This is a genomic window from Streptomyces sp. JJ38, assembly GCF_019303475.1.
In the GTDB taxonomy this organism is placed as follows: domain Bacteria; phylum Actinomycetota; class Actinomycetes; order Streptomycetales; family Streptomycetaceae; genus Streptomyces.
Map to the genome: position 1 here is coordinate 17,266 of NZ_JABLSI010000036.1, position 21,821 is coordinate 39,086.

General features: G+C 71.4%; 20 protein-coding genes and 1 riboswitch. Of the genes, 5 read left to right on the top strand and 15 right to left on the bottom strand.

The window, feature by feature from the left end; translation table 11 throughout:
• Window positions 1-240 precede the first annotated feature (240 nt).
• From HPT28_RS19320 to HPT28_RS19330, 3 genes are all read right to left on the bottom strand, one after another.
• Window positions 241-1,275 (bottom strand): NlpC/P60 family protein, encoded by a 1,035-nt coding sequence (locus tag HPT28_RS19320; RefSeq protein ID WP_219092407.1) that lies wholly within the window; start codon window positions 1,273-1,275, stop codon window positions 241-243.
• Between the two features lie 325 nt (window positions 1,276-1,600).
• Window positions 1,601-2,980 (bottom strand): NYN domain-containing protein, encoded by a 1,380-nt coding sequence (locus HPT28_RS19325; protein ID WP_219092408.1) that lies wholly within the window; start codon window positions 2,978-2,980, stop codon window positions 1,601-1,603.
• Window positions 2,981-3,004: 24 nt separating this feature from the next.
• Window positions 3,005-3,244 (bottom strand): hypothetical protein, encoded by a 240-nt coding sequence (locus HPT28_RS19330; protein WP_219092409.1) that lies wholly within the window; start codon window positions 3,242-3,244, stop codon window positions 3,005-3,007.
• 197 nt (window positions 3,245-3,441) lie between these two features.
• On the opposite strand from HPT28_RS19330, the gene HPT28_RS19335 reads away from it, so the two are divergent.
• Window positions 3,442-3,723: an Lrp/AsnC family transcriptional regulator gene (locus tag HPT28_RS19335; protein ID WP_219092410.1), complete on the top strand. Its 282-nt coding sequence runs from the start codon at window positions 3,442-3,444 to the stop codon at window positions 3,721-3,723.
• A gap of 74 nt (window positions 3,724-3,797) precedes the next feature.
• Here the strand turns inward: HPT28_RS19335 and HPT28_RS19340 are convergent, their stop codons facing one another.
• The 6 genes from HPT28_RS19340 to HPT28_RS19365 form a co-directional block, all read right to left on the bottom strand.
• Window positions 3,798-5,141, bottom strand: a complete 1,344-nt coding sequence (locus HPT28_RS19340; RefSeq protein WP_219092411.1) for an aminotransferase class V-fold PLP-dependent enzyme — start codon at window positions 5,139-5,141, stop codon at window positions 3,798-3,800.
• A 228-nt stretch (window positions 5,142-5,369) separates the two neighbouring features.
• Window positions 5,370-5,488, bottom strand: a riboswitch (SAM riboswitch).
• Window positions 5,489-5,539: 51 nt separating this feature from the next.
• The gene (gene trpD / locus HPT28_RS19345; protein ID WP_219092412.1) at window positions 5,540-6,604 is read right to left on the bottom strand and encodes an anthranilate phosphoribosyltransferase; all 1,065 of its coding nucleotides are present in this window, start codon (window positions 6,602-6,604) and stop codon (window positions 5,540-5,542) included.
• A 147-nt stretch (window positions 6,605-6,751) separates the two neighbouring features.
• Entirely contained in the window at window positions 6,752-8,389 is a 1,638-nt protein-coding gene (locus HPT28_RS19350; protein WP_219092413.1) for a ubiquinol-cytochrome c reductase cytochrome b subunit, read from the bottom strand.
• The gene (locus tag HPT28_RS19355) at window positions 8,386-9,459 is read right to left on the bottom strand and encodes a ubiquinol-cytochrome c reductase iron-sulfur subunit (protein WP_219092414.1); all 1,074 of its coding nucleotides are present in this window, start codon (window positions 9,457-9,459) and stop codon (window positions 8,386-8,388) included. The genes HPT28_RS19350 and HPT28_RS19355 overlap by 4 nt, the downstream gene beginning before the upstream one ends.
• Window positions 9,456-10,280, bottom strand: a complete 825-nt coding sequence (locus tag HPT28_RS19360) for a c-type cytochrome (protein ID WP_219092415.1) — start codon at window positions 10,278-10,280, stop codon at window positions 9,456-9,458. Before HPT28_RS19360 ends, HPT28_RS19355 begins: the two co-directional genes overlap by 4 nt.
• A gap of 69 nt (window positions 10,281-10,349) precedes the next feature.
• Window positions 10,350-10,970: a heme-copper oxidase subunit III gene (locus tag HPT28_RS19365; protein WP_219092416.1), complete on the bottom strand. Its 621-nt coding sequence runs from the start codon at window positions 10,968-10,970 to the stop codon at window positions 10,350-10,352.
• Window positions 10,971-11,216: 246 nt separating this feature from the next.
• On the opposite strand from HPT28_RS19365, the gene HPT28_RS19370 reads away from it, so the two are divergent.
• On the top strand, window positions 11,217-11,621 hold the full coding sequence (locus HPT28_RS19370; RefSeq protein WP_219092417.1) for a hypothetical protein: 405 nt from the start codon (window positions 11,217-11,219) through the stop codon (window positions 11,619-11,621).
• 173 nt (window positions 11,622-11,794) lie between these two features.
• On the opposite strand, the gene HPT28_RS19375 is transcribed toward HPT28_RS19370, so the two are convergent.
• The 4 genes from HPT28_RS19375 to coxB all read right to left on the bottom strand — a co-directional run bounded on the left by HPT28_RS19375 (window position 11,795) and on the right by coxB (window position 16,387).
• Window positions 11,795-13,093: an Ig-like domain-containing protein gene (locus HPT28_RS19375; protein ID WP_219092418.1), complete on the bottom strand. Its 1,299-nt coding sequence runs from the start codon at window positions 13,091-13,093 to the stop codon at window positions 11,795-11,797.
• Window positions 13,094-13,239: 146 nt separating this feature from the next.
• On the bottom strand, window positions 13,240-13,638 hold the full coding sequence (locus HPT28_RS19380) for a cytochrome c oxidase subunit 4 (protein WP_219092419.1): 399 nt from the start codon (window positions 13,636-13,638) through the stop codon (window positions 13,240-13,242).
• The gene (ctaD, locus tag HPT28_RS19385; RefSeq protein WP_219092420.1) at window positions 13,635-15,389 is read right to left on the bottom strand and encodes a cytochrome c oxidase subunit I; all 1,755 of its coding nucleotides are present in this window, start codon (window positions 15,387-15,389) and stop codon (window positions 13,635-13,637) included. The genes HPT28_RS19380 and ctaD overlap by 4 nt, the downstream gene beginning before the upstream one ends.
• A complete protein-coding gene (gene coxB / locus HPT28_RS19390; protein ID WP_219092421.1) occupies window positions 15,386-16,387 on the bottom strand; it encodes a cytochrome c oxidase subunit II in 1,002 nt (333 codons plus the stop codon). The genes ctaD and coxB overlap by 4 nt, the downstream gene beginning before the upstream one ends.
• Window positions 16,388-16,614: 227 nt before the next feature.
• Between coxB and HPT28_RS19395 the strand changes: the two genes are divergently transcribed.
• Complete coding sequence (locus HPT28_RS19395; protein WP_219092422.1) at window positions 16,615-18,012, top strand: cysteine desulfurase/sulfurtransferase TusA family protein; 1,398 nt, start codon at window positions 16,615-16,617, stop codon at window positions 18,010-18,012.
• A gap of 22 nt (window positions 18,013-18,034) precedes the next feature.
• Here HPT28_RS19395 and HPT28_RS19400 read toward each other — a convergent pair whose 3' ends face one another.
• Window positions 18,035-19,009, bottom strand: coding sequence for a carbohydrate kinase family protein (locus HPT28_RS19400; protein WP_219092423.1), 975 nt, complete (start codon window positions 19,007-19,009; stop codon window positions 18,035-18,037).
• Between the two features lie 147 nt (window positions 19,010-19,156).
• On the opposite strand from HPT28_RS19400, the gene HPT28_RS19405 reads away from it, so the two are divergent.
• Window positions 19,157-19,372, top strand: coding sequence for a hypothetical protein (locus tag HPT28_RS19405; RefSeq protein ID WP_219092438.1), 216 nt, complete (start codon window positions 19,157-19,159; stop codon window positions 19,370-19,372).
• Window positions 19,373-19,491: 119 nt separating this feature from the next.
• The gene (locus HPT28_RS19410) at window positions 19,492-21,039 is read left to right on the top strand and encodes a hypothetical protein (RefSeq protein ID WP_219092424.1); all 1,548 of its coding nucleotides are present in this window, start codon (window positions 19,492-19,494) and stop codon (window positions 21,037-21,039) included.
• Between the two features lie 184 nt (window positions 21,040-21,223).
• On the opposite strand, the gene erpA is transcribed toward HPT28_RS19410, so the two are convergent.
• Window positions 21,224-21,580 (bottom strand): iron-sulfur cluster insertion protein ErpA, encoded by a 357-nt coding sequence (gene erpA, locus HPT28_RS19415; RefSeq protein ID WP_219092425.1) that lies wholly within the window; start codon window positions 21,578-21,580, stop codon window positions 21,224-21,226.
• Between the last annotated feature and the right edge of the window lie 241 nt (window positions 21,581-21,821).

Below are 21,821 nucleotides of genomic sequence, written 5' to 3' on the forward strand. Positions count from 1 at the left end.
CTTCCGCTGACGCTCCCCTCCCTCCTTGCGAGGGCGCCCGGCACAGTAGCCGCCGTGGGACGGCGACTCCAAGCATCCGAGGGGACGCCGGTCAGCGCGGAGTTGACCGCCCCGCCCGGGGACACCGCTGTTCTGCGGGGTGGGTGCGCCTGAGCGCGGTATGCGCGCCCTCCCGTGGAATCACTCGCACGGGTGAGACGGCGCGTCGCCCGGTGCCGGGAACGGAGCCCGGCGCCCGGGTCAGATGCGCACGCCCCACATGAAGGGCATGCCGGAGCGGGCGATCGACTCGTAGCGCACCTGGGCGCCCGGCTTGGGGGCGTGCAGCATCTGGCCGTTGCCGGCGTAGAAGCCCACGTGGCCCAGGTCCGTGCGCAGGATCACCAGGTCGCCGACCTTGAGGTCGCTCATCGAGTTGATCCGCATGCCCGCGTTGGCCTGCGCCTGCGAGGTCCGCGGGATGGATATGCCCGCCTGCCGGTAGGCCCAGGAGGTCAGCCCGGAGCAGTCGAAGGAGTTCGGCCCCTCCGCGCCCCACGCGTAGGGCATGCCCACGCGGGTCTTGGCAGCCTCGTAGGCGGACGCGGCCCGGCCGGACGCCGTGCCCTCGTTGCCCATCTCGACGCGTTCGCCGGCCGCGCGGCTCGCCCGCTCCTCCTCGGCGCGCATCTCCGCGCGCTCCTCCGCCGTGAGCTTGTTGAGCAGCTTCTGGGCCTCGGCGAGCTTGCCCTGGACCTTCTTCTTGTGGTCGCCCAGCTCCTTGCGCGTCTTGGCCAGGTCCTTGAGCTTGTCGGCGGCGGCGTCCCGCTGCTGCTCGAGCTGCCGCTGCTTGCCCTGGATCTTCTTCAGGGAGCCGAGCTGCTTGAGGCTGAGCTGGTCCAGCGTCGAGGCGCGGGAGAGGTAGTCGTCCGGGTCGGCGGACAGGAGCAGCTGCATCGAGGGGTCGATGCCGCCGCTGCGGTACTGCGCGGTGGCCATCGAACCCAGGCCGTTGCGCAGGTCGTTCAGCTCGCCCTGGCCGCGGGCCACGGAGTCCTGGAGCCGGTCGACGTCCTTCTGGAGCTTGTCGGCCTTCTCCTTAGCCCCGTTGTACTTCTCGGTGGCCGCCGCCGCGTCCTCACGCAGCTTGTCCACCTTGGCCTTGACACTGCGCTTCGTCGGCTCCGGATCGGCCACGGCCGAGTTCGCGGAGAGGGCGACCGCCGCGGCGGCGGTCGCCGTGAGCACGGTCGCGCGGGTTCGGCCCGGCTGCTTGGGACGACGGTGGGACGCCACTGGGGCGAGCTCCTTCTTCCTCAGCCGCCTGCCGGACCGGCGGGCCGGACGAACCGTGGCCCAGCGGACCGGTTCCGCGCGCGCTGCGGACTCGGCGGTTCCTCCACGGTCACCCCGGATGGGCGATCAACCGCGCGGAGGTTCGAGGCCCGACAGTAGCCAGGTCGCGATGACCGCTTCAAATCCCTGCGGCCAAAATCTCACCGCTGACGGCCATCCTTTACCAACATCACACAGGCAGCAACGGTCACTTGACACACCGTAGGCACGAGCCACAGTGCAGATCGGGCGCATGGTGACAGGAGCGAGAAATCGGACTCCGCACTCAGGAACGGGCAAGTCGCCTGAGGAGCAACGCCGATGCGACCGGCCGCGCGCCCGCCTCGGCCACCCCGTCGGCGACCTCCCGGTCCGTCGAGACCACGACCACCGGACGGCCCTCGGGCTCGGCCCGCACCAGCCGACGGATCAGCTCGTCGGCCGTCTGCCCGGGCTTGCTGAACAGCACCCGCACCCCGCGCGGCGGAGCCAGCAGCACCGGAGCGGCCAACTCCGCACCGTCGAACACACAGGTGACCTCCGCCCCCGACTGCGCGGCCAGCCCCGCGAGCCCGCCCAGCAGCCGCAGCCGCTGCTTCTCCAGCGGCAGCGTCGGATAGCCCGTCTTCGTCACGTTGTAGCCGTCCACCAGCAGATGCACCTGTGGCAGCGCCAGCAACTGGTCCAGCAGGGCCGGGTCCTCCTCGGACAGCGCCCGGTGCGCCACGTCCTTCGGGCTCATCCGCCCCGGCTCGACGGCCTCCACCGTGTCCGCCGGGTGGTGGGACGCGGGCGGCAGCGCCAGCTCGCGGCGCAGCCCCTGGGCGGCGTCCAGCACGGTGTCGAGCAGCAGCCGCACCCGCATGTCGGCCACGCCGCGGCCCTCCCGCACCGCCCGGCGCCCGGCCTCCAGCGCCGACTCCGCCTCGGCGGCCCGGGCCCGCAGCCGCCGCGCCTCGCTGTCCGCCGCCGTCTTCTGCGCCTGCGCCCGCGCCCGGACCTCGTCCAACTCCGCCTGGAGCTTACGCAGAGCGGCCTCGCCGCGCTTGATGTCGGCCTGCGCGCTGCGCAGCCTGCGGTGCAGCCCGTCCATCTCCCTGCGGGCCGCCTCCAGCTCCGCACGCAGCCTGCCGCCGTCCTCCCGGCTCGCGCTGCGGGCCTGGGCCAACTCCCTTCGCAGCCGTTCCAGTTCACGCTCGGCCTCCGCGCCGGCCCGCTCCGCCTGCGCCCGCTGCGCCTCCTCGCCCGCCGCCGTCACCAGCTTCGGCCAGCCGTCGGGGCGCAGGACGTAGGCGAGCGCCGCGACGTCCACCGGGTCGGCCGCGGCCGGGGGCGAGCCCTCCACGATGGCCTCGGCCAGCTCGGGCAGCAGCTCACGCAGCCGGGACCCGATGCGCTGCCGGAACAGCGCGTCCGTCTCCAGCGCGGCGGCCATCGCGTTGCCGCCGAACTTGGCCCGCCGCGCCGGGGTGAACCGCGCGTACTGACGTACCGGGGCGGGCAGCTCGGCGACGGTCAGGGCACCGATGGCGTCCCCGGTGAGCGCCACGACCCGGCGGCGCACCCGCTCGGGCAACGGGCGGTCCAGCACCTCGGCGGCACGCGGCCGCTCCTCGGCACCGGGTCGCCGCTCCCGGTGCGGCTCACCGCCCGTCGTCTCCTGCACGCCTCAGCACCCGTCCGTCTCTGCTCAGTCCTCGCCGCCCGGCCGGTCCACGAGTTCCACCTGGTCGACCGCGTTGCACCAGCGGCAGCGCACGGACTCCAGCGCCTCGCTCAGCACCTCGCTCTCCTCCACCTTCGGCTCACCGGCCAGATCGAGGTGTACGTACTCGACGACCCTGCTGCTGCGCGTCACGTCGAAGCGGGTCAGGTTCCCGCACAGGGTGCAGCGCCAGCGCGTGTCGGCCGTCGGCTGAGGGACCGGCATGGTTCGTCCTCGACTTTCCCAGTTCGTCCGTTGGCTGCTCGCGGGCACGTCCTTGTGCGGGGCAGGTTCTCACCCGCAACCCTACGGCCTGCAAGCCACCGCGTGTGCGGAGTGGGTCACGCCGTGGCCGAGCCGTCATCCGCGCGTGGGGCTAGAGTGAGCGGGCCCGCCCAGGCCACCGAGGGAGAGACGACGCCGTGATCACATCGATCGTGCTCATCAAGACCAGCACCGACGCGATCCCCGAGGTCGCCGAGCAGATCGCCGCGCTGGACGGCGTCAGCGAGGTCTACTCCGTGACCGGCGCGCACAACCTCATCGCCATGGTGCGGGTGGCGCGGCACGACGACCTGGCCGACGTCATCCCCGGGCGGATCAGCAAGATTCCCGGCGTGCTCTCCACCGAAACCCACATCGCGTTCCGCACCTACTCCCAGCACGACCTGGAGGCCGCCTTCGCCATCGGCCTGGACGCCTGAGCCCGCGCCCCGGAAGGGGGCGGGAACCGCGCGGCCAGCCACGACTCCGGCCCGGCCTGCGACGTGCGGCGCCGCTACGCGGCCGATACGCCGGACGGGCCGCGGCGCAGCAGCTCCGCGGTGGCCGTGAGGAACCGGCCGATGTGCTCCTCCGGCGTCCCCACGCCAAAGCTCACCCGGACGGCCCCCAGTTCCCGTCCCCCGGGGCCCGGCTCGCCCCCGCACTCCCCCGGCACCGCGTCCCCGGCCCCGAGCAGCGCGCGCAGCAGCGGGTGTGCGCAGAACAGCCCGTCGCGCACCCCGATCCCGTACTCGGAGGCGAGCGCGGCGGCGAAGTCGCGGCAGCTCCAGCCGTCGACGGTGAACGACACGACGCCCACGCGCTCGGCCTCGGGCCCGAAGAGCGCGAGCACCCGGACGCCCGGCAGCTCGGCCAGCCCGGTGCGCAGCCGCGCCAGGAGCCGCCGCTCCCGCTCGAGGAGCCGGTCGAACCCCGCCTCCGTCAGCGCCCGGCACGCCGAGGCGATGGCGTACGCGCCGATGACGTTGGGCGAACCCGCCTCGTGCCGGGCCGCCGTCGCGTGCCACTCCGCCGAGACGGAGCCGTCCGCGGCGCGCGCGACGGCACGGCTCGCCCCGCCGCCGGCCAGATACGGCTCGGCCGCGCGCAGCCAGTCCGCGCGCCCGGCCAGGACGCCGGCACCGAAGGGCGCGTAGAGCTTGTGGCCGGAGAAGGCCACGTAGTCGACGTCGAGCGCTCCCACGTCCACGGGGTGGTGCGGGGCGAGCTGGGCGGCGTCCAGGACGACGCGGGCGCCGTACCGGTGGGCGACGGCGGCCAGCTCCGCGACGGGCCACAGCTCCCCCGTCACGTTGGACGCCCCCGTCACGCACACCAGCGCCGGCCCCGGCCCGGCCCCGCGCAGCGCCTCCTCCAGCAGCCCCACGGCCTCCCGGGGACTGCGCGGAACGTCCAGCCAGTGCGTGTCCCGTCCACGCCAGGGCAGCAGCGCCGCATGGTGGTCGGAGGCGAAGACGAACACCCGGGTGCCCTCCGGCAGCGCGCCGGCCAGCAGGTTGAGGGAGTCGGTCGTGGAACGGGTGAACACGACCTCGTCGTCCGGCCGACAGCCGAGGAACGCGCCCACGGTGGCGCGGCTCTGCTCGAACAGCTCGGTGGAGAGTCGGGAGAGGTAGCCGGCGCCCCGGTGCACGCTGCCGTAGTAGGGGGCGTAGGAGGCGACGTCGTCCCAGACGCGCCGGAGGACGGGCGCGCTGGCCGCGTAGTCGAGCGCGGCGTAGGTGACCGCGTCGGCGCCGGGCACCCGGACGTCGGCACCGAGCACGGGCAACGGGGCGTCACCCGTGGCGTCCTCGACGGTACGGAACGTGACGGGGGCAGGGGTGGCGAGGGACATGGGGATCTCCCAGGAGAGACGGGGTGGAGAGGGTTCCGAGCGCGGTCGGCGAGCGTCGTGTGGACGGGCGGCGGAATCGCCCAGCCGGACGTCCGGGGGGGGGCGGGCCTCCGGGGACGCCCGCCGAGCCCGACGCGGGACGCGTACCGTGCGGCTGCCGCTGCGGGGCCCGTGCGGGCCCGGGGCACAACGGCCCTAACGCATTCGCTTGCTCATGGGGAACTCCCTCGACCGCGCTTGCCGCAGACCTTGCTGTCGTGCGGCCCGGTCATCACCCGGGGCACCCCGCCACGGTTGGAGGGTTGCCGGACAGCGGGCCGGGGCCTTCGTCGCTGTCACTCGTGACCTGCGCCGAGTATGCCACAGCCCCTGGGCCAGGCAGACGCCTCCCCTCGGCGTCAGGCGTGGGTGGCCGCGGCCCAGCGGTGCAGGGCGGCCTTGGCGGCACCGGAGTCGATCGACTCCGCCGCCCGCGCCATCGCGCCGGGAAGCTGCTCGGCCAACGGGGCCTCACCCGGCGTCAGGGCCACCAGGGCGGCGGCGGAGTTGAGCACCACCGCGTCCCGCACGGGCCCGCGCTCGCCGTCCAGCAGCCTGCGCGCCACCTCCGCGTTGTGTGCGGCGTCCCCGCCCCGCAGCGCCTCCACCGAGACGAGGTCGAGCCCGACGTCCCGGGGGTCGAAGCTCTCCCGGCGCACCACGCCGTCTCGCACGACGTAGACGGTGGAGGTCGCCGTCACGGTCAGCTCGTCCAGGCCGTCGTCGCCCCGGAACACCAGGGCCGAGGTGCCGCGCTCGGCGAGCACACCGGCGAGGATGGGCGCCATCCTGGCATCGGCCACACCGGTCGCCTGCGCCCCCACCCGGGCCGGGTTGGTGAGCGGGCCGAGGAAGTTGAACGGCGTCGGCACGCCGAGCTCCCGACGCGCGTTGGCGACGTGCCGCAGCGCGGGGTGGAACTTCACCGCGAAGCAGAAGGTGATCCCGGCCTCCTCCGCCACCTCGGCGACGCGTTCGGGGCTCAGCTCCAGGTTCACGCCCAGCTTCTCCAGGACGTCGGACGCACCGCTGGCCGAGGAGGACGCCCGGTTGCCGTGCTTGACGACCTTCGTGCCGGTGCCCGCCACCACGATGGCGGACATGGTGGAGATGTTGACCGTCTTCGCCTGGTCGCCCCCGGTGCCGACGATGTCCACCGTGGGACCGGGGACGTCGATCGTCCTGGCGTGCTCGTACATCGTCCGGACCAGGCCCGCCACCTCGCCCACCGTCTCGCCCTTGGCCCGCAGGGCCACGGCGAAACCGGCGATCTGGGCGTCCGTCGCCTCTCCGCGCATGATCCGGTCCATCGCCCACGCCGTGTCCTCGGCGGTGAGGTCCTGGCCGGCGATCAGGGCGTTCAGAACGCTCCGCCACGAGCGGTCCGCCACGGTGTCGCCTCCGGCGGGGGTCACAGCGCTCATGGGCACGCTCCTGTCGAGTTCCGCGAGCGGCGTGCGGTGCGCGACGCCGCGATCACCCACATTAGCGGTCCGCGGGAACGCCACAGGGCCCCGTCCACCGTCCGGACGAGGACGGCGAGCGGGGCCCTGCTGTGGCCGCTGCTGAGATCAGTGGTGCCCGTGGCCGGACATGATCTCTTCGTATTCCCTGGGCGTCGGCTTGGGGATCTGCGCGTGGGGGCCGAAGTAGCCCCGGCTGACGCGGACCCGCAGCCGCTCGACCGGACCGATCTTGCGCTTGACGCCGTTCTCGTCGACGGGCGGCGGCAGCTCGGCCGGCTTCATCTGCTCGTGCTGGGTGAGCAGGTGGAGCTGCTCCTGCGAGAGCGGCTCGTGCACCTCGACGAACTCACCGTGCGGCAGACGCTTGATGATGCCGGTCTCGCGGCCGTGGAGCACCTTGTCCCGGTCCCGGCGCTGCAGGCCGAGACAGATGCGGCGCGTCGCGACGAACACCAGGACCGGCACGACGAAGAAGCCGATGCGGACGAACCAGGTGATCGAGTTGATCGACAGGTCGAAGAAGATCGCCCACAGGTCGTTGCCACCGCCGACCAGCATGACGAAGTACCAGCTGATCCAGGCGGCACCGAACGCGGTACGCGTCGGAGCGTTGCGCGGACGGTCCAGCAGGTGGTGTTCGCGCTTGTCCTTGGTGACCCAGGACTCGAAGAACGGGTACAGGGCGAGGCTGACCAGGACCAGCGGGAAGATCATCAACGGGACGAACACACCGAAGTTGATGGTGTGGCCCGTCGGGATGACCCACTCCCAGCCTGGCATCACGCGGATGAGGCCCTCGGAGAAGCCCATGTACCAGTCGGGTTGGGCGTTGGTGGACACCTGGTCCGGCCGGTAGGGCCCGATCACCCACACGGGGTTGATCTGGAACAGCGCGGAGATGAGCGCGATGACGCCGAAGACCAGGAAGAAGAAGCCACCGGCCTTGGCGATGTACACCGGCATGAAGGGGAAGCCGACGACGTTGGAGTTCGTGCGGCCGGGGCCGGGGTACTGGGTGTGCTTGTGGTAGACGAGCAGCAGGATGTGGGCCACCACGAGGCCCAGCATGATGCCCGGCAGCAGCAGCACGTGGATCGCGAAGAACCTCGGGATGATGTCCGTGCCCGGGAACTCGCCGCCGTAGAGGAACATCGCCAGGTAGGTGCCGACGACCGGGACGGAGAGGATGGCGCCGCTCATGAAGCGGATGCCGGTACCGGAGAGCAGGTCGTCCGGGAGCGAGTAGCCGGTGAAACCGGTGAACATGCCCAGGACGAACAGGAGGAAGCCGAACAGCCAGTTCAGCTCGCGCGGCTTGCGGAACGCTCCGGTGAAGAACACCCGCATCATGTGCACGAACATGGCGACGAGGAAGATCAGCGCCGCCCAGTGGTGGATCTGCCGGACGAGCAGACCGCCGCGGACGTCGAAGCTGATCTCCAGGGTGGAGGCGAAGGCCTCCGACATCAGCACGCCCTGCATCGGGACGTACGAGCCCTCGTAGTGGATCTCGGCCATGGAGGGCTTGAAGAACAGCGTCAGGTAGACGCCGGTCAGGATGATGATGATGAACGAGTAGAGCGCGATCTCGCCCAGGAGGAACGACCAGTGGTCCGGGAAGACCTTCCGGATGTTCTTCTTGGCGGCACCGTAGATGCCGAGTCGGCCGTCGGCCCAGTCCGCGATGCGCTCGCCCCGGGGGGCCTCCGGCCGGGGCCGGATGTTGTCGGCTGCGTTACTCATCCGCGCTCCCAGAAGCTCGGTCCGACGGGCTCGGCGAAGTCGTCCAGCGCCGTCAGGAATCCCTCGTCGTCCACCCCGATGCGCAGCTGCGGCAGCGGGTGGCCGGCGGGCCCGAAGATGACGCGCGCGCCGTCGGCGAGGTCGAACGTGGACTGGTGACAGGGGCACAGCACGTGGTGCGTCTGCTGCTCGTAGAGGCTGACGGGGCAGCCCACGTGGGTGCAGATCTTGGAGTACGCGACGACACCCTCGTAGGACCACTCGAGTTCCTGCTGGTCCTTGATGTCCTCCGGCTCCAGCCGGACGAGCATGAGCGCCGCCTTGGCGATCTCCTTCTGGAACTCGTGCGAGTCGTGCTCCAGGCCCTCGGGCATGGCGAAGGTCAGCGAGCCCACGGTGATGTCCTCGGGGCGCAGCGGCTCCGAGGTGTTCTCGTTGACGAGCCGCTTGCCGCGCTGCCAGGCGGTGTGCCGCAGCTTGGTGCCCGGCGCGGGGCCGAGGCTGCCGAGCAGCACGACGCCGGAGAGCGGGACGAGGGCCAGCGCGCCGAACATGGTGTTGCGCAGCAGCCTGCGGCGGCCGAACTGCGAGTCCTTGACGCCGACGGCGAGGTCGGCGAGGGCCGACTGCTTGACGGTGTCGTCCGCGCCGATCGGGTAGCGGTCCTGCACGATCTCGGCGCCGCTCATCAGCGTCCGGGACCAGTGCACGGTTGCGGCGCCGATGGCGAACAGCGCCACGCCCAGCGTCGTGCCCAACGCGAAGTTCAGCGCGTTGATGTGGCCCAGCGGGAAGATGTAGACGAGCTTGTCGACCGGGATCATCGCGTAGGAGACGATGAAGCCGACCGTCGCCAGCATCGACAGGGTGAACAGCAGGGCCACGGTGCGCTCGGAGCGCTTGGCCGCGCGCTCGTCGATGTCCTGGATGCGCTCGTCGTGCGGCGCCAGTCCGGGGTCGGCGAACGGGTTGGTGTGTGCCGGCTCCGTCTCGGCCCCGTGGGGGTCCCGCGCGGAGGGCAGGTTCTTGTCGTCTGACACGTTCTCGTGTGGTCCAGTCTCGCTACTCATGACTTCCTGGCCTTAGCGTTCCGGGCCGCGATCCAGACGGTGATACCGACCAGGACGGGCAGACCGACGGCCCAGGCGAACAGACCCTCGGCGACGGGGCCGAAGCCACCGAGCTTGTACCCGCCCGGGGTCGCGGCCTCGGAGGAGTTGACCTTGGTCAGGTAGGCGATGATCTCCTTCTTCTCCTCGGCCGGGAGGACCGTGTCCGGGAAGGAGGGCATGTTCTGCGGGCCGGTCTCCATGGCCTCGTACAGGTACTTCGGTTCGACGTCCGTGAGGTCCGGAGCGTACTTGCCGTCCGTCAGGGCGCCGCCCTCGCCGGTGAAGTTGTGGCACTGCGCGCAGTTGGTGCGGAAGAGGACACCGCCGTTGGCGATCTCCTCGGCGCTGAGCCCGGCGGGGTCGTACTGCTCCTTGGTCGGAACGGCGGGGCCGGGGCCGAGGGAGGCGACGTAGGCCGCGAGCTGGTCGATCTGAGCCTGCGTGTACATCACCGGCTTCTCGGGCGCCTGCTCGCCCGGCGCCTGCATGGGCATGCGGCCGGTGCCGACCTGGAAGTCGACCGCGGCGGCGCCGACGCCGACGAGGCTCGGGCCGTCGCTGGTGCCCTGGCCACCGGTGCCGTGGCAGCTTGCGCAGCCGACGGCGTAGAGCTTCTCGCCCTCCTCGATGGCGAGGGACTGGGCGGCGGCCGTCTCATCGGCCTTCGCCTCGCCGGCGGGAGCGAACGCGGCGTACAGCCCCCCGGTGGCCGCCAGCGCGAAGAGTAGAACGACGATCGCCGCCAGCGGATGGCGCCGTCGTGCGGAGAGCTTTTTCACGGATTACCCCGGTGTCAGGATCTTCTGCGTCGATGTCTTTGGCTCTGCTGTGCCAGGCCCGCGGCCCGACTACTTGATCAGGTAGATCGTGGCGAAGAGGCCGATCCAGACGACGTCGACGAAGTGCCAGTAGTAGGACACGACGATGGCCGCGGTCGCCTGGTGGTGGGTGAACCGCCGCGCCATGTACGTCCTGCCGAGGACGAACAGGAACGCGATCAGCCCACCGGTGACATGGAGCCCGTGGAAGCCGGTGGTCATGTAGAACACCGAGCCGTAGGGGTCGGAGGAGAGGGACAGGCCCTCGTGCTTGACGAGCTCCACGTACTCCACGATCTGGCCGCCGATGAAGACGGCGCCCATCACGAACGTGATCACGAACCACGAACGGAGCTTCTTCACGTCCCCGCGCTCGGCAGCGAACACACCCATCTGACAGGTGAGTGAGGAGAGCACCAGGATGGTGGTGTTGGCCGCCGCGAAGGGGAGATTGAGCGCATCCGCCTTCTCCGTCCAGAACTCCGCGCCCATCACCGAACGAGCGGTGAAGTACATCGCGAAGAGGGCCGCGAAGAACATCAGCTCTGAGCTGAGCCAGATGATCGTTCCGACGCTGGTGAGGTTCGGCCGGTTGACCGACGGGTGCGCGTGCCCGGTTTCTACTGCTGTTGCTGTCGCCACGACCGACATTATGTCGGTCGCTTATTCCGTACTCACTTCGGGGGGTCCAGTTCGGTGTGTCCGCCCCCGTGCGCAGGACGAACCCGGGGCACGCGCCGGTTCCCCGGGCCGTCCGAAGTGGTGCCCGCCGCGTGGGTGAAGGAGTAGCATCCCGGGCACGCACGCAGTACACGCGACGTACCGAGCACCACCTCTTCAGCCCTGTCCACAAGACCCGTCTCAGCCTGTCACGGCGGATACGAACGCGGAGGAACGATGCAGCCGACGGCCACGGTGCTGGTCTACAGCGATGACGTGAGCACCCGCGAGCAGGTGCGGCTGGCGGCCGGGCGGCGGCCCGCGGCGGACGCGCCCTCGGTGGAGTACCTCGAGTGCGCCACGCTGCCGGCCGTGATCAGCGCTCTCGACGCGGGCGGGGTCGACGTCTGCATCCTGGACGGCGAGGCCACCCCCGCGGGCGGCATGGGCGTGTGCCGGCAGATCAAGGACGAGATCTTCGACTGTCCGCCCGTGCTGCTGCTGATCGGCCGGCGGCAGGACGCCTGGCTGGCCTCCTGGAGCCGCGCCGACGCCGTCACCGCCCACCCGGTGGACCCGGTGGCGCTGGCCGACGCACTGGCCGGTCTGCTGCGCGGCCGGAAGGCCGGCAACGCCGCCTGAGTCCGGCGCCTGGGAGGTCTGCCCCGAAGACGCGGGGCTGGCAAGCGCAGCCCCGGCACCGGGCCCGGAGCGGGCCGGGGGTGCCTCCTCCGGCACGTCGCGGCCTGCCTGTGCGCCGTGGCCGTTCGCACCGTTCCCCGCGCTCCTGCGAGCGCGGGGAACCCGGGGCGGCGTCACACCCCGGGGCGCAGGCGGCCCGCGCCCCCGCTGGTGTCCGGCCCCGCCTCCTGGACGGCGCGCTGGAGGGAGCTGCCCTTCTGCCACTCCTCCCAGGTGAGGTTCCAGTCCCCGAAGCCGTTGCCGAAGGCCGGCATGTCGGTGCCCTCGGTGTTGACATGAGTGACCAGGTCGCCCTGGCGGACGTTGTTGAAGAACCAGCGGGCGTTGGCGGTGCTCATCCCGGTGCAGCCGTGGCTGACGTTGGCGTAGCCGTGCGAGCCGGACGACCAGGGCGCCGCGTGGACGTACTCGCCGCTCCACGTCAGGCGGGTGGCCCAGTGGACGGGCATGTCGTAGTACTCGGAGCTGCCGGGGCCGATGCCGATGCTGGTGCTGGTCATCCGGACGAAGGACTGGCGACCGAGGATGACCTTGGTTCCGTTGCGGGTGCGGAAGCCGGCCTTGCCGGTGGTGATGGGGAAGGTCTTCACCACCTCGCCGTTGCGCTTGACCGTCATCTGGAGTGACTGGGCGTCGGCGACGGCCTCCACCCGGTCTCCCGTCCTGAGGGCGAGCGGCTCGCTCTCGCCGCCGTAGAGGCCCTTGCGGACCTGGAGGCCCTCCAGCCGGCTCTCCACGGATATCCTGGCGTTCGTCGGCCAGTACTCCTTGGGCCGGTAGTGCAGCTTCTTGTCGTCGACCCAGTGCCAGGAGCCGGTGACCTCGGGCGTGGAGGTGACCCGCAGGGCCCGTTCGACGATCCGCCGCTGCTCGGCCTTCTCGACCTTCTTGCTCAGCTCCGCAGTGATCGGCTGGCCCACGCCGTAGGTGCCGGCCTCCGGGCCGAGGGTCACCTCCAGCCGCTTGTCCTCGGGCGCCTCGCGGGTGCGGAAGGCGGAGGTGGTGCGGCCGGGATGGCCGTCCTCGTTCTCCGTGCTGACCTTCACGGTGTACGTCACGCCGGCGGCGAGCGGGGTGGTGTTGCGCCAGCGGGTGCCGTCGGCGGCCAGTTCCCCGCGCACGTGGCGGCCTTCCCCGTCGACGACGACGACGTCGGTTATCCGGCCCTCGTCACCGGTGGCGGAGACTTCCAGCGGCTTGTCGGCGTCGACGGTGCGCCGCGCCTTCCCGCCCGCGGCCGTCACCGCCGTGGCCTTCCCGCCCGCGCTGACGGCGACCTGGTCCGCGGCGTCGTACGGCTTCCCGCCGAGCGGGTGCGAGGAGTCCCCGCAGGCCGTCAGTACCACCGCCGAGGCCAGCAGTACCGCGCCGCTTCGGATGATTCGTTGCGATCCATGCGTCCCGTGCCTCATGACTTAGAACGTATGAAGACTGGGCAGAACGGGCGCGTTCAGCGCGTACAAACGGGTCACCCCCGGAGAACACTCCGGGGGTGACCCTTGACTTTCGCGGTGCCGCACTCACGTGCTCGGCGTACCGAGCGCGGCCTCACCGTGTCTCACTGGTTCTGGTTCTCACCGTGGTAGTACTCGAACACCCAGCCGAACAGGCCCACGAGGATGACCGGCGCGGAGATCCACATGAGCCACCAGCCGAAGACGAGGCTCAGGAAGGCGAACGCGCTGCCGACGCCGAGGGCGAGCGGCTGCCAGCTGTGCGGGCTGAAGAAGCCCAGTTCGCCCGCGTCGTCCGCGACGTCCGCGTCCTCCCGGTCCCCGGCGCCGGTGTCCACCCGTCGGGCGGTGAACGCCAGGTAGTAGCCCACCATGATGGTCAGGCCGAAGGCCATGAACAGCGCGGTGGTGCCGACCGGCTCCTTCGACCACATGCCGTAGATGATGGCCATGGCCAGGATGAAGAGGGCCAGCCAGATGAACATCTTGCCCTGGATCTTCACTTGCCGGTCTCCTTCGCACCCGATGCGCCGCCGGCGATGGAGGCCGGGGCCTCCTCGGCGATGTGGTTCTGCAACTGGTCGAGCGCGGCGATCTCCGGGTGGTGCAGATCGAACGCCGGCGACTCCGAACGCACCCGCGGCAGGGTGAGGAAGTTGTGCCGCGGCGGCGGGCAGGACGTCGCCCACTCGAGCGAACGGCCGTAGCCCCACGGGTCGTCGACGCCGACCTTCTCGCCGTACTTCGCCGTCTTCCAGACGTTGTAGAAGAACGGCAGCATCGACGCGCCGAGCAGGAACGAGCTGATCGTCGAGATGGTGTTCAGCGCGGTGAAGCCGTCGGCCGCGAGGTAGTCGGCGTACCGGCGGGGCATGCCCTCGGCGCCGAGCCAGTGCTGCACCAGGAAGGTGCCGTGGAAGCCGACGAACAGCGTCCAGAACGTCATCTTGCCGAGCCGCTCGTCCAGCATCTTGCCGGTGAACTTCGGCCACCAGAAGTGGAAGCCGGCGAACATCGCGAAGACCACGGTGCCGAACACCACGTAGTGGAAGTGGGCCACCACGAAGTAGGAGTCGGAGACGTGGAAGTCCATCGGCGGCGAGGCCAGGATGACGCCGGTCAGACCACCGAAGAGGAAGGTGATCAGGAAGCCGACGGTCCACAGCATCGGGGTCTCGAAGCTGAGCGAGCCCTTCCACATGGTGCCGATCCAGTTGAAGAACTTCACACCGGTCGGAACCGCGATGAGGAAGGTCATGAAGGAGAAGAACGGCAGCAGCACGCCGCCGGTGACGTACATGTGGTGGGCCCACACCGTCACCGAGAGGCCGGCGATCGCGATCGTCGCGCCGATGAGGCCGATGTAGCCGAAGAGCGGCTTGCGGGAGAAGACCGGGACGATCTCCGAGACGATGCCGAAGAACGGCAGCGCGATGATGTACACCTCGGGGTGACCGAAGAACCAGAACAGGTGCTGCCACAGCAGCGCCCCGCCGTTGGCCGGGTCGAAGATGTGCGCCCCGAAGGTGCGGTCCACCATCAGGCCGAAGAGCGCCGCGGCGAGCACCGGGAAGGCCAGCAGCACCAGCACACCGGTGAGCAGCACGTTCCAGGTGAAGATCGGCATGCGGAACATCGTCATGCCCGGAGCGCGCATGCAGATGATCGTGGTGATGAAGTTGACCGCACCGAGGATCGTGCCGAAGCCGGAGAGGGCCAGACCGACGATCCACATGTCGGCGCCGACACCCGGCGAGTGCTCCACGCTGGAGAGCGGCGTGTAGGCGAACCAGCCGAAGCTGGCCGCGCCGTTCGGCGTGAGGAAGCCGCCCACGGCGATCGAGGAGCCGAAGAGGTAGAACCAGTAGGCCAGCATGTTCAGCCGCGGGAACGCCACGTCGGGCGCGCCGATCTGCAGCGGCATGATCCAGTTCGCGAAGCCCGCGAAGAGCGGCGTCGCGAACATCAGGAGCATCACCGTGCCGTGCATGGTGAAGAGCTGGTTGAACTGCTCGTTCGACACCAACTGCGTGCCCGGACGGGCCAGCTCGGCGCGCATGACGAGCGCCATGACGCCGCCGACGATGAAGAAGACGAACGACGTGACGAGGTAGAGCGTGCCGATCGTCTTGTGGTCGGTGGTCGTCAGCCACTTGACCACGACGTTGCCTGGCTGCTTGCGCCGCACGGGCAGCTCGTTCTCATATGAGTCGTCTGCCGCGGCGGCACCCTGGGGTTCGTTGAGGATGCTCACGGGTTGTTCGTCTCCGCATTCTTGGCCGCTTCCGACTGCTCGATCGTCGCAGGCAGATAGCCGGTGTTGCCCTGCTCGGCCAGTTCCTCCAAGTGCTGCTGGTAGCGCTCGGGGGAGACGACCTTGACGTTGAACAGCATCCGAGCGTGGTCCGTACCGCACAGCTCGGCGCACTTGCCGAGGAAGGTGCCCTCCTTGTTGGGGGTCACCTCGAAGACATTGGTGTGGCCGGGGATCACGTCCTGCTTCATCAGGAACGGCACCACCCAGAAGGAGTGGATGACGTCCCGCGAGGTGAGGACGAACTGGACCGTCTCACCCTTGGGCAGCCACAGCGTGGGGCCGGGGTTGCCCGTCTGCGGGTTCCGGTCGCCCGGGATGCCCGCCACGTGCACGCCCTCGGCGCCCTCGGGGACGGCCTCCATCATCCGGTCGGGGATACCGGCGAGCTCTTCGGCGTCCCGGTTGTCGGTGGACGGGTCGCCGTCCACGTCCTCCAGGTAGTTGAAGCCCCAGCTCCACTGGTAGCCGACGACGTTGATGACGTGGTCGGGCTTGTCGGAGGTCTCCAGCAGCTCGGTCTCGTCACGAGCCGTGAAGTAGAAGAGCACCGAGACCATGAGGAGCGGGACCACGGTGTACAGCGCCTCGATGGGCATGTTGTACCGGGTCTGTGTGGGCACCTGGACCTTGGTGCGGGAGCGCCGGTGGAAGATGACGCTCCACAGGATCAGCCCCCACACCAGCACGCCGACGGCGAGGGCGGCAGCCCACGAGCCCTGCCACAGGGAGAGGATGCGCGGCGCCTCCTCCGTGACGGGAGTGGGCATGCCGAGGCGGGGGAGGTCCTCTGATGTGCAACCGGTTGCGGTCGCCAGGACCAGGACCGCGGACAGCGCCGGCGGCAGGATCCGCCGCATCGGGCGCCGCGACCGGGGGGAACCACCCGCGGGCGCCTCCAGGCGCTCGTGGGGGAGGTCGGAGCCGTTGGGACTCACGTAGCGCCTTCCCGAGAGTCTCGCCCGCTCAGCCGGGCGCGGACCTGGTGACCGAGCGCCGGCCCTGGCGCGGGCAGGGTTTGGATGTTTATGCGGACCAAACCCTACTGGACACGATCTGGAGGCGTGCGGGGAGGGTGGGTAACGCGCCGCCGCTCCCTCCGAAGGGGTGGAATGCCCCGGTGCGGGGGCCCGGCGGCGGCCTCGCGGCGGGTTAGGTTTTGCCCGTGCCCTACTTCGACGCCGCATCCGCCACTCCCCTGCACCCCCTGGCCCGGCAGGCGTTGCTCGCCGCGCTCGACGAGGGCTGGGCCGACCCGGCGCGGCTGCACCGCGAGGGGCGGCGGGCCAGGCTGCTGCTGGACGCGGCCCGGGAGTCGGCCGCGGAGTCGGTGGGCTGCCGACCGGACGAGTTGGTCTTCACCCCTTCGGGCACCCACGCCCTGCACACCGGGGTGGCCGGCGTGCTGACAGGACGGCGCCGGACGGGACGGCACCTGCTGGTCTCGGCCGTCGAGCACTCGGCCGTCCTGCACGCCGCCGAGCGGCACGCGGCGGACGGCGGGACGGTGACCGAGGCACCGGTGGACCGCGGCGGCCGCGTCGTCCCGGAGAAGTTCGCCGGCTTGCTCCGTCCGGGGGGCCCGGAGCCCGGGGAGGCCACCGCGCTGGCCTGTCTGCAGTCCGCCAACCACGAGGTGGGCACCGTCCAGCCGGTGGCCGAGGTGGCCGCGGCCTGCCGGGAGGCGGACGTCCCCCTTCTGGTGGACGCCGCCCAGTCCCTGGCGTGGGGTCAGGTCGGCGGGGACTGGGCGCTGCTGGCCGCCAGCGCGCACAAGTGGGGCGGGCCGAGCGGGGTGGGGCTGCTCGCGGTGCGCAAGGGCGTCCGCTTCTCCCCACCGGGGCCGCGGGACGAGCGGGAGTCCGGGCGGGCGCCGGGCTTCGAGAACCTGCCGGCCATCGTGGCCGCCGCGGCCTCGCTGCGGGCGGTGCAGGCCGAGGCGGCGGCGGAGGCGGAGCGGCTGCGTCCGCTGGTGGACCGCATCCGGCAGGCGGTGCCCGAACGCGTGGGGGACGTGGAGGTGGTGGGTGATCCGCTGCGCCGGCTGCCGCACATCGTGACCTTCTCCTGCCTCTACGCGGACGGCGAGGCGCTCCTGCACGCGCTGGACGAGGCCGGGTTCTCGGTGTCCTCCGGCTCCTCGTGCACGTCCAGCACCCTGACCCCGAGCCATGTGCTGCGCGCGATGGGCGTCCTGTCGGAGGGGAACATCCGGATGTCCCTCCCCCGGGGGACGACGGCGGAGGAGGTGGACGCCTTCCTGAGGGCGCTCCCGGAGGCCGTCCGCTCCGTGCGGGACCAGCTGAAGCCGCAGGAGGCCGCGTCGGCCGAGCCCGCCCCGACGCCCTCCGAGGCGTCGATCACCGTGGACGCCCTGGGCAAGCGCTGCCCGATCCCGGTGATCGAGCTGGCCAAGGTGATCGACCGGGTGCCGGTGGGCGGCGTCGTCATCGTGCTCTCCGACGACGAGGCCGCCCGGCTGGACATCCCGGCGTGGTGCGAGATGCGCGGGCAGGAGTTCCTCGGCGCCGAGGGGACGGAGTACCGGGTCCGCCGCCGCTGATCTCCTGCCCGGGGCCCGGATGTCAGGCCAGGTTGGCCTGGACCTCGGCGGCGGCGTCGGAACCGTAGGCCTTGGTGAAACGCTCCATGAAGTGATCGCGGCTGAGCGCGTACTCCTGGGTGCCGACGGTCTCGATGACCAGGGTCGCCAGCATGCAGCCGACCTGGGCCGCCCGCTCCAGGCTCACGCCCCAGGCGAGGCCGGAGAGGAAGCCGGCCCGGAAGGCGTCGCCGACGCCCGTCGGGTCGGCCTTGCGCTCCTCCTCCGGGCAGCCGACCTCGACGGTCGGCTCGCCCTTGCGTTCGATCCGCACACCGCGGGCGCCCAGGGTGGTGACGCGGGTGCCGACCCGGGTGAGCAGCTCCTCCGCGGACCAGCCGGTCTTCCGCTCGATGAGCGCGGCCTCGTACTCGTTGGCGAAGAGGTAGGCGGCGCCGTCGGTGAGCTCGCGGATCTCGTCGCCGTCCATGCGCGCGAGCTGCTGCGAGTAGTCGGCGGCGAAGGGGATGCCGCGGTTCCGGCACTCCTCGGTGTGCCGGAACATCGCCTCCGGGTCGTCGGCGCCGATGTGGACCAGATCCAGGGTGCCCACACGCTCGGCGACGGCGTGGAGCTCGATGAGCCGGGCCTCGCTCATGGCCCCGGTGTAGAAGGAGCCGATCTGGTTGTGGTCGGTGTCGGTGGTGCAGACGAAGCGGGCGGTGTGCAGCACTTCGGAGATCCGCACGGACTCGGTGTCCACGCCGTGCCGCTCCAGCCAGGCGCTGTACTCGGCGAAGTCCTCACCGGCCGCGCCGACGAGGACGGGACGGGCGCCGAGCTGCCCCATGCCGAAGCAGATGTTGGCCGCGACGCCCCCGCGGCGGACGTCGAGGGTGTCCACGAGGAAGGACAGGGAGACGGTGTGCAACTGCTCCGCGACCAACTGGTCGGCGAATCGACCGGGGAAGGTCATCAGGTGATCGGTGGCGATGGAGCCGGAGACGGCGATGCGCACGGCGGGCTGCTCCTGTCGTGGCGGAGTCGGTTGGGCGGTCACTTCACGCTACCCGTTCGAGGGAACTTCGCAGCAGATGTACCTACTGGCGATTACTACCCGAAAGTAGGTCTTACCCGACGTCCGATTGCTGGCTACCGTCGACTCATGACCAAGGACAGGGCACCCTCGACCACGTCCGGCGCGCCCGAGCCGGAATCCCTCGACGAGTTGCGGGGCGACTGCGCGCGGATGGCCGGGCGCTGGACGTCCGGCTCCGCGGCCGCCGCGGAACCGCGCAAGCCCGCCGAGCCGCTGCACGGCGTACGGGTCCCCGACCGCTCCAGTCGGCTCCTGGACGGGATGTCCGACTACGGCGACTGACCGGCCCCGCCGGACGGCGGAGCCGACGGGAGAGCCCACCGGAAGACGAAGCGGAACCGGAACGCTCCTCGGCACGTCCCACCCGCGTCAGCGCAGGGCGGAGCCGAAGGAGCGACGCGGTGAGCACGGTGGATACAGAACCGCACCCCGATGACGTGCCGGAGAGGCCCGGCCGAAGGCGGCTGGTCACCGCGATGGTGGCCGTCGCGGTGCTGCTGGTCGGCGGCGGCGCGGTCGTCGCCGCCGGGCAGGGCGGCCCCTCGGGCGGCGCGAAGCCGGACGTCGCGGCCGTGGGTGAACCCGACCCGCTGGAGCTGGAGGGCTATCCGGAGGCGGCCGCCGCCTCCGTGCCCACCTTCCGCGCCGAGGGCGAGCTCCCGCGTGGCCCGCAGCGGGCCACGGTGTACCGCCCCACCGGGCAGGTGGACAAGGAGACGGTGACGGAGCTCGCCCGCTCGCTCGGCATCACCGCGGAGCCGGAGCGCGAGCACGGCTCCTGGGTGGCCGCCGACGGCACCGACGGCACGGGCCCCGCCCTGCGGGTGCGCGAGCGGGACGGCGGCGCCTGGTCCTTCGTCCACTACACGCCCCAGGGCGACGACAAGGGCGGGCTGAAGGGCGAGGAAGTGCCCTCGCACGACGGCACCGCGACGTCCCCCGGGCGGGCGCCGGCCGCGCCCATCACACCGCCGGTCTCCCCCGAGGAGGCCAAGGAGATCGCCGCCCCGGTGCTGGAGGCCGCGGGCCTGGGCGAGGCGCGGACGGAGGCCGCCGGGACACGGGGCGCCCTGCGGCTCGTGGAGGCGGACCCGGTGCTGGAGGAGGTGCCCACGGACGCCTGGCGGACCACCGTGTCGGTCGGGGCCGACGGGCGCGTCGTCCGGGCGGAGGGTCACCTGGCCACCGTGCGGGCCGGCACCACGTACCCGGTGCTGGGCGCCGAGGAGACGCTGCGGGTGATGAGCGAGCGCGGCGTTCCGGTGGCGGTGCACTGTGTGACGACGCCCTGCCCGGCACAGCGGATGGAGCCGTCGGCGGGCCAGGACGAGCTGGTGGTCACGGACGCCGAGTTCGTGCTCGCCGCCCGGCACTCGCGCGGCGAGCCGGTACTCGTGCCGTCGTGGCGGTTCGAGCTGGCGGACGACGGCGGGGCGCGGGGACGCGCCGTGACCTTTCCCGCCCTGGAGCCGGTGGACATCACCGTCGCGGCCGGCGGCGAGGGGAGCCCGGGCGCCCCGGGGGACCCGGGCGAGCCCACGGGCGTCCCCGCGCCCGGCGAGCGGCCCGACCCGCGCCCCAGCGCGCCGCCCACGACGGACCCCATGCCGCCCGCGCCGCCGAAGGGTGACGGCGGCCAGGAGCCCGGCTTCGTGCCTCCGGCCGACCCGGACGTGGAGCCGCCCCACATGGGCATGACGGTGGAGGGCTACAGCGCGAGCGACCGCGAGCTGACCCTGCACTTCATGGGCGGGGTGTGCGGCGTCTACGCGGCCGAGGCCGCGGAGACGGCGGACCGCGTGCGGGTGACGGTGGCCGCGACCCCGGCCGAGCCCGGGCAGCCCTGCATCCTCGTCGCCAAGGAGACGAGCGTCACGGTGCCCCTGGAGGAGCCGGTCGGCGAGCGCACGGTCGTCGACGCCGGGGGCCGGACGATTCCGCGCCGCTGAGCGTCCGCGTCACGCGGCCCCACTCCCGGCGCGGAGCGGAGGACGCAGGCCCTGGAGGCAGGGCCGAGGACGCAGGCCGAGGACACCGTGAGCACGACGGAGGGCGGCTCCCCGAGTGGGAGCCGCCCTCCGTCGTCGCACACCGCCGGCCCGGCCCCGTACGGGGCCGGGCCGGCGGGCTCGCTCAGCTGAAGGAATCGCCGCAGGCGCAGGAGCCGGTGGCGTTCGGGTTGTCGATCGTGAAGCCCTGCTTCTCGATGGTGTCGACGAAGTCGATCGAGGCGCCGTTGAGGTACGGGGCACTCATCCGGTCGGTGACGACCTTCACACCGTCGAAGTCCTTCACGACGTCCCCGTCGAGGGAACGCTCGTCGAAGAAGAGCTGGTAGCGCAGACCGGAGCAGCCGCCCGGCTGAACGGCGACGCGCAGCGCCAGGTCGTCCCGGCCCTCCTGCTCCAGCAGGGTCTTGACCTTCGACGCCGCGGCGTCGGACAGGATGATGCCGTCAGTCGTCGTAGCCGTCTCGTCCGATACGGACATCTGCTTCTCTCCCGGGTTGTACGGACTGCTCTGCCACCTGGGGAACAGGCGGGCTGCCGGATTCATTCCGGTGCGGGGTCATCCTCTTCCGCTCATTCCGCCTTCATGCTCGCACACCGCCCCGCACTCGGTCACGGCCCGGCGGCAGGGAGCGGGGGTCGGGGACGGGGCGTGCGTCACATCGCAGGCCCGCTGCATCGTCACACTGACACGAACCGGTTATCATGGGATTGCGTCAGTT

What these genes read in the sequence shown, in the direction of transcription:
- HPT28_RS19405 (WP_219092438.1), top strand. Translation starts at nt 19,157, where the DNA reads ATGACCAAGGACAGGGCACCCTCGACCACGTCCGGCGCGCCCGAGCCG.
- erpA (WP_219092425.1), bottom strand. Translation starts at nt 21,580, where the DNA reads ATGTCCGTATCGGACGAGACGGCTACGACGACTGACGGCATCATCCTG.
- HPT28_RS19365 (WP_219092416.1), bottom strand. Translation starts at nt 10,970, where the DNA reads ATGTCGGTCGTGGCGACAGCAACAGCAGTAGAAACCGGGCACGCGCAC.
- HPT28_RS19355 (WP_219092414.1), bottom strand. Translation starts at nt 9,459, where the DNA reads ATGAGTAGCGAGACTGGACCACACGAGAACGTGTCAGACGACAAGAAC.
- HPT28_RS19330 (WP_219092409.1), bottom strand. Translation starts at nt 3,244, where the DNA reads ATGCCGGTCCCTCAGCCGACGGCCGACACGCGCTGGCGCTGCACCCTG.
- HPT28_RS19370 (WP_219092417.1), top strand. Translation starts at nt 11,217, where the DNA reads ATGCAGCCGACGGCCACGGTGCTGGTCTACAGCGATGACGTGAGCACC.
- trpD (WP_219092412.1), bottom strand. Translation starts at nt 6,604, where the DNA reads ATGAGCGCTGTGACCCCCGCCGGAGGCGACACCGTGGCGGACCGCTCG.
- HPT28_RS19350 (WP_219092413.1), bottom strand. Translation starts at nt 8,389, where the DNA reads ATGAGTAACGCAGCCGACAACATCCGGCCCCGGCCGGAGGCCCCCCGG.
- HPT28_RS19340 (WP_219092411.1), bottom strand. Translation starts at nt 5,141, where the DNA reads ATGTCCCTCGCCACCCCTGCCCCCGTCACGTTCCGTACCGTCGAGGAC.
- HPT28_RS19375 (WP_219092418.1), bottom strand. Translation starts at nt 13,093, where the DNA reads ATGAGGCACGGGACGCATGGATCGCAACGAATCATCCGAAGCGGCGCG.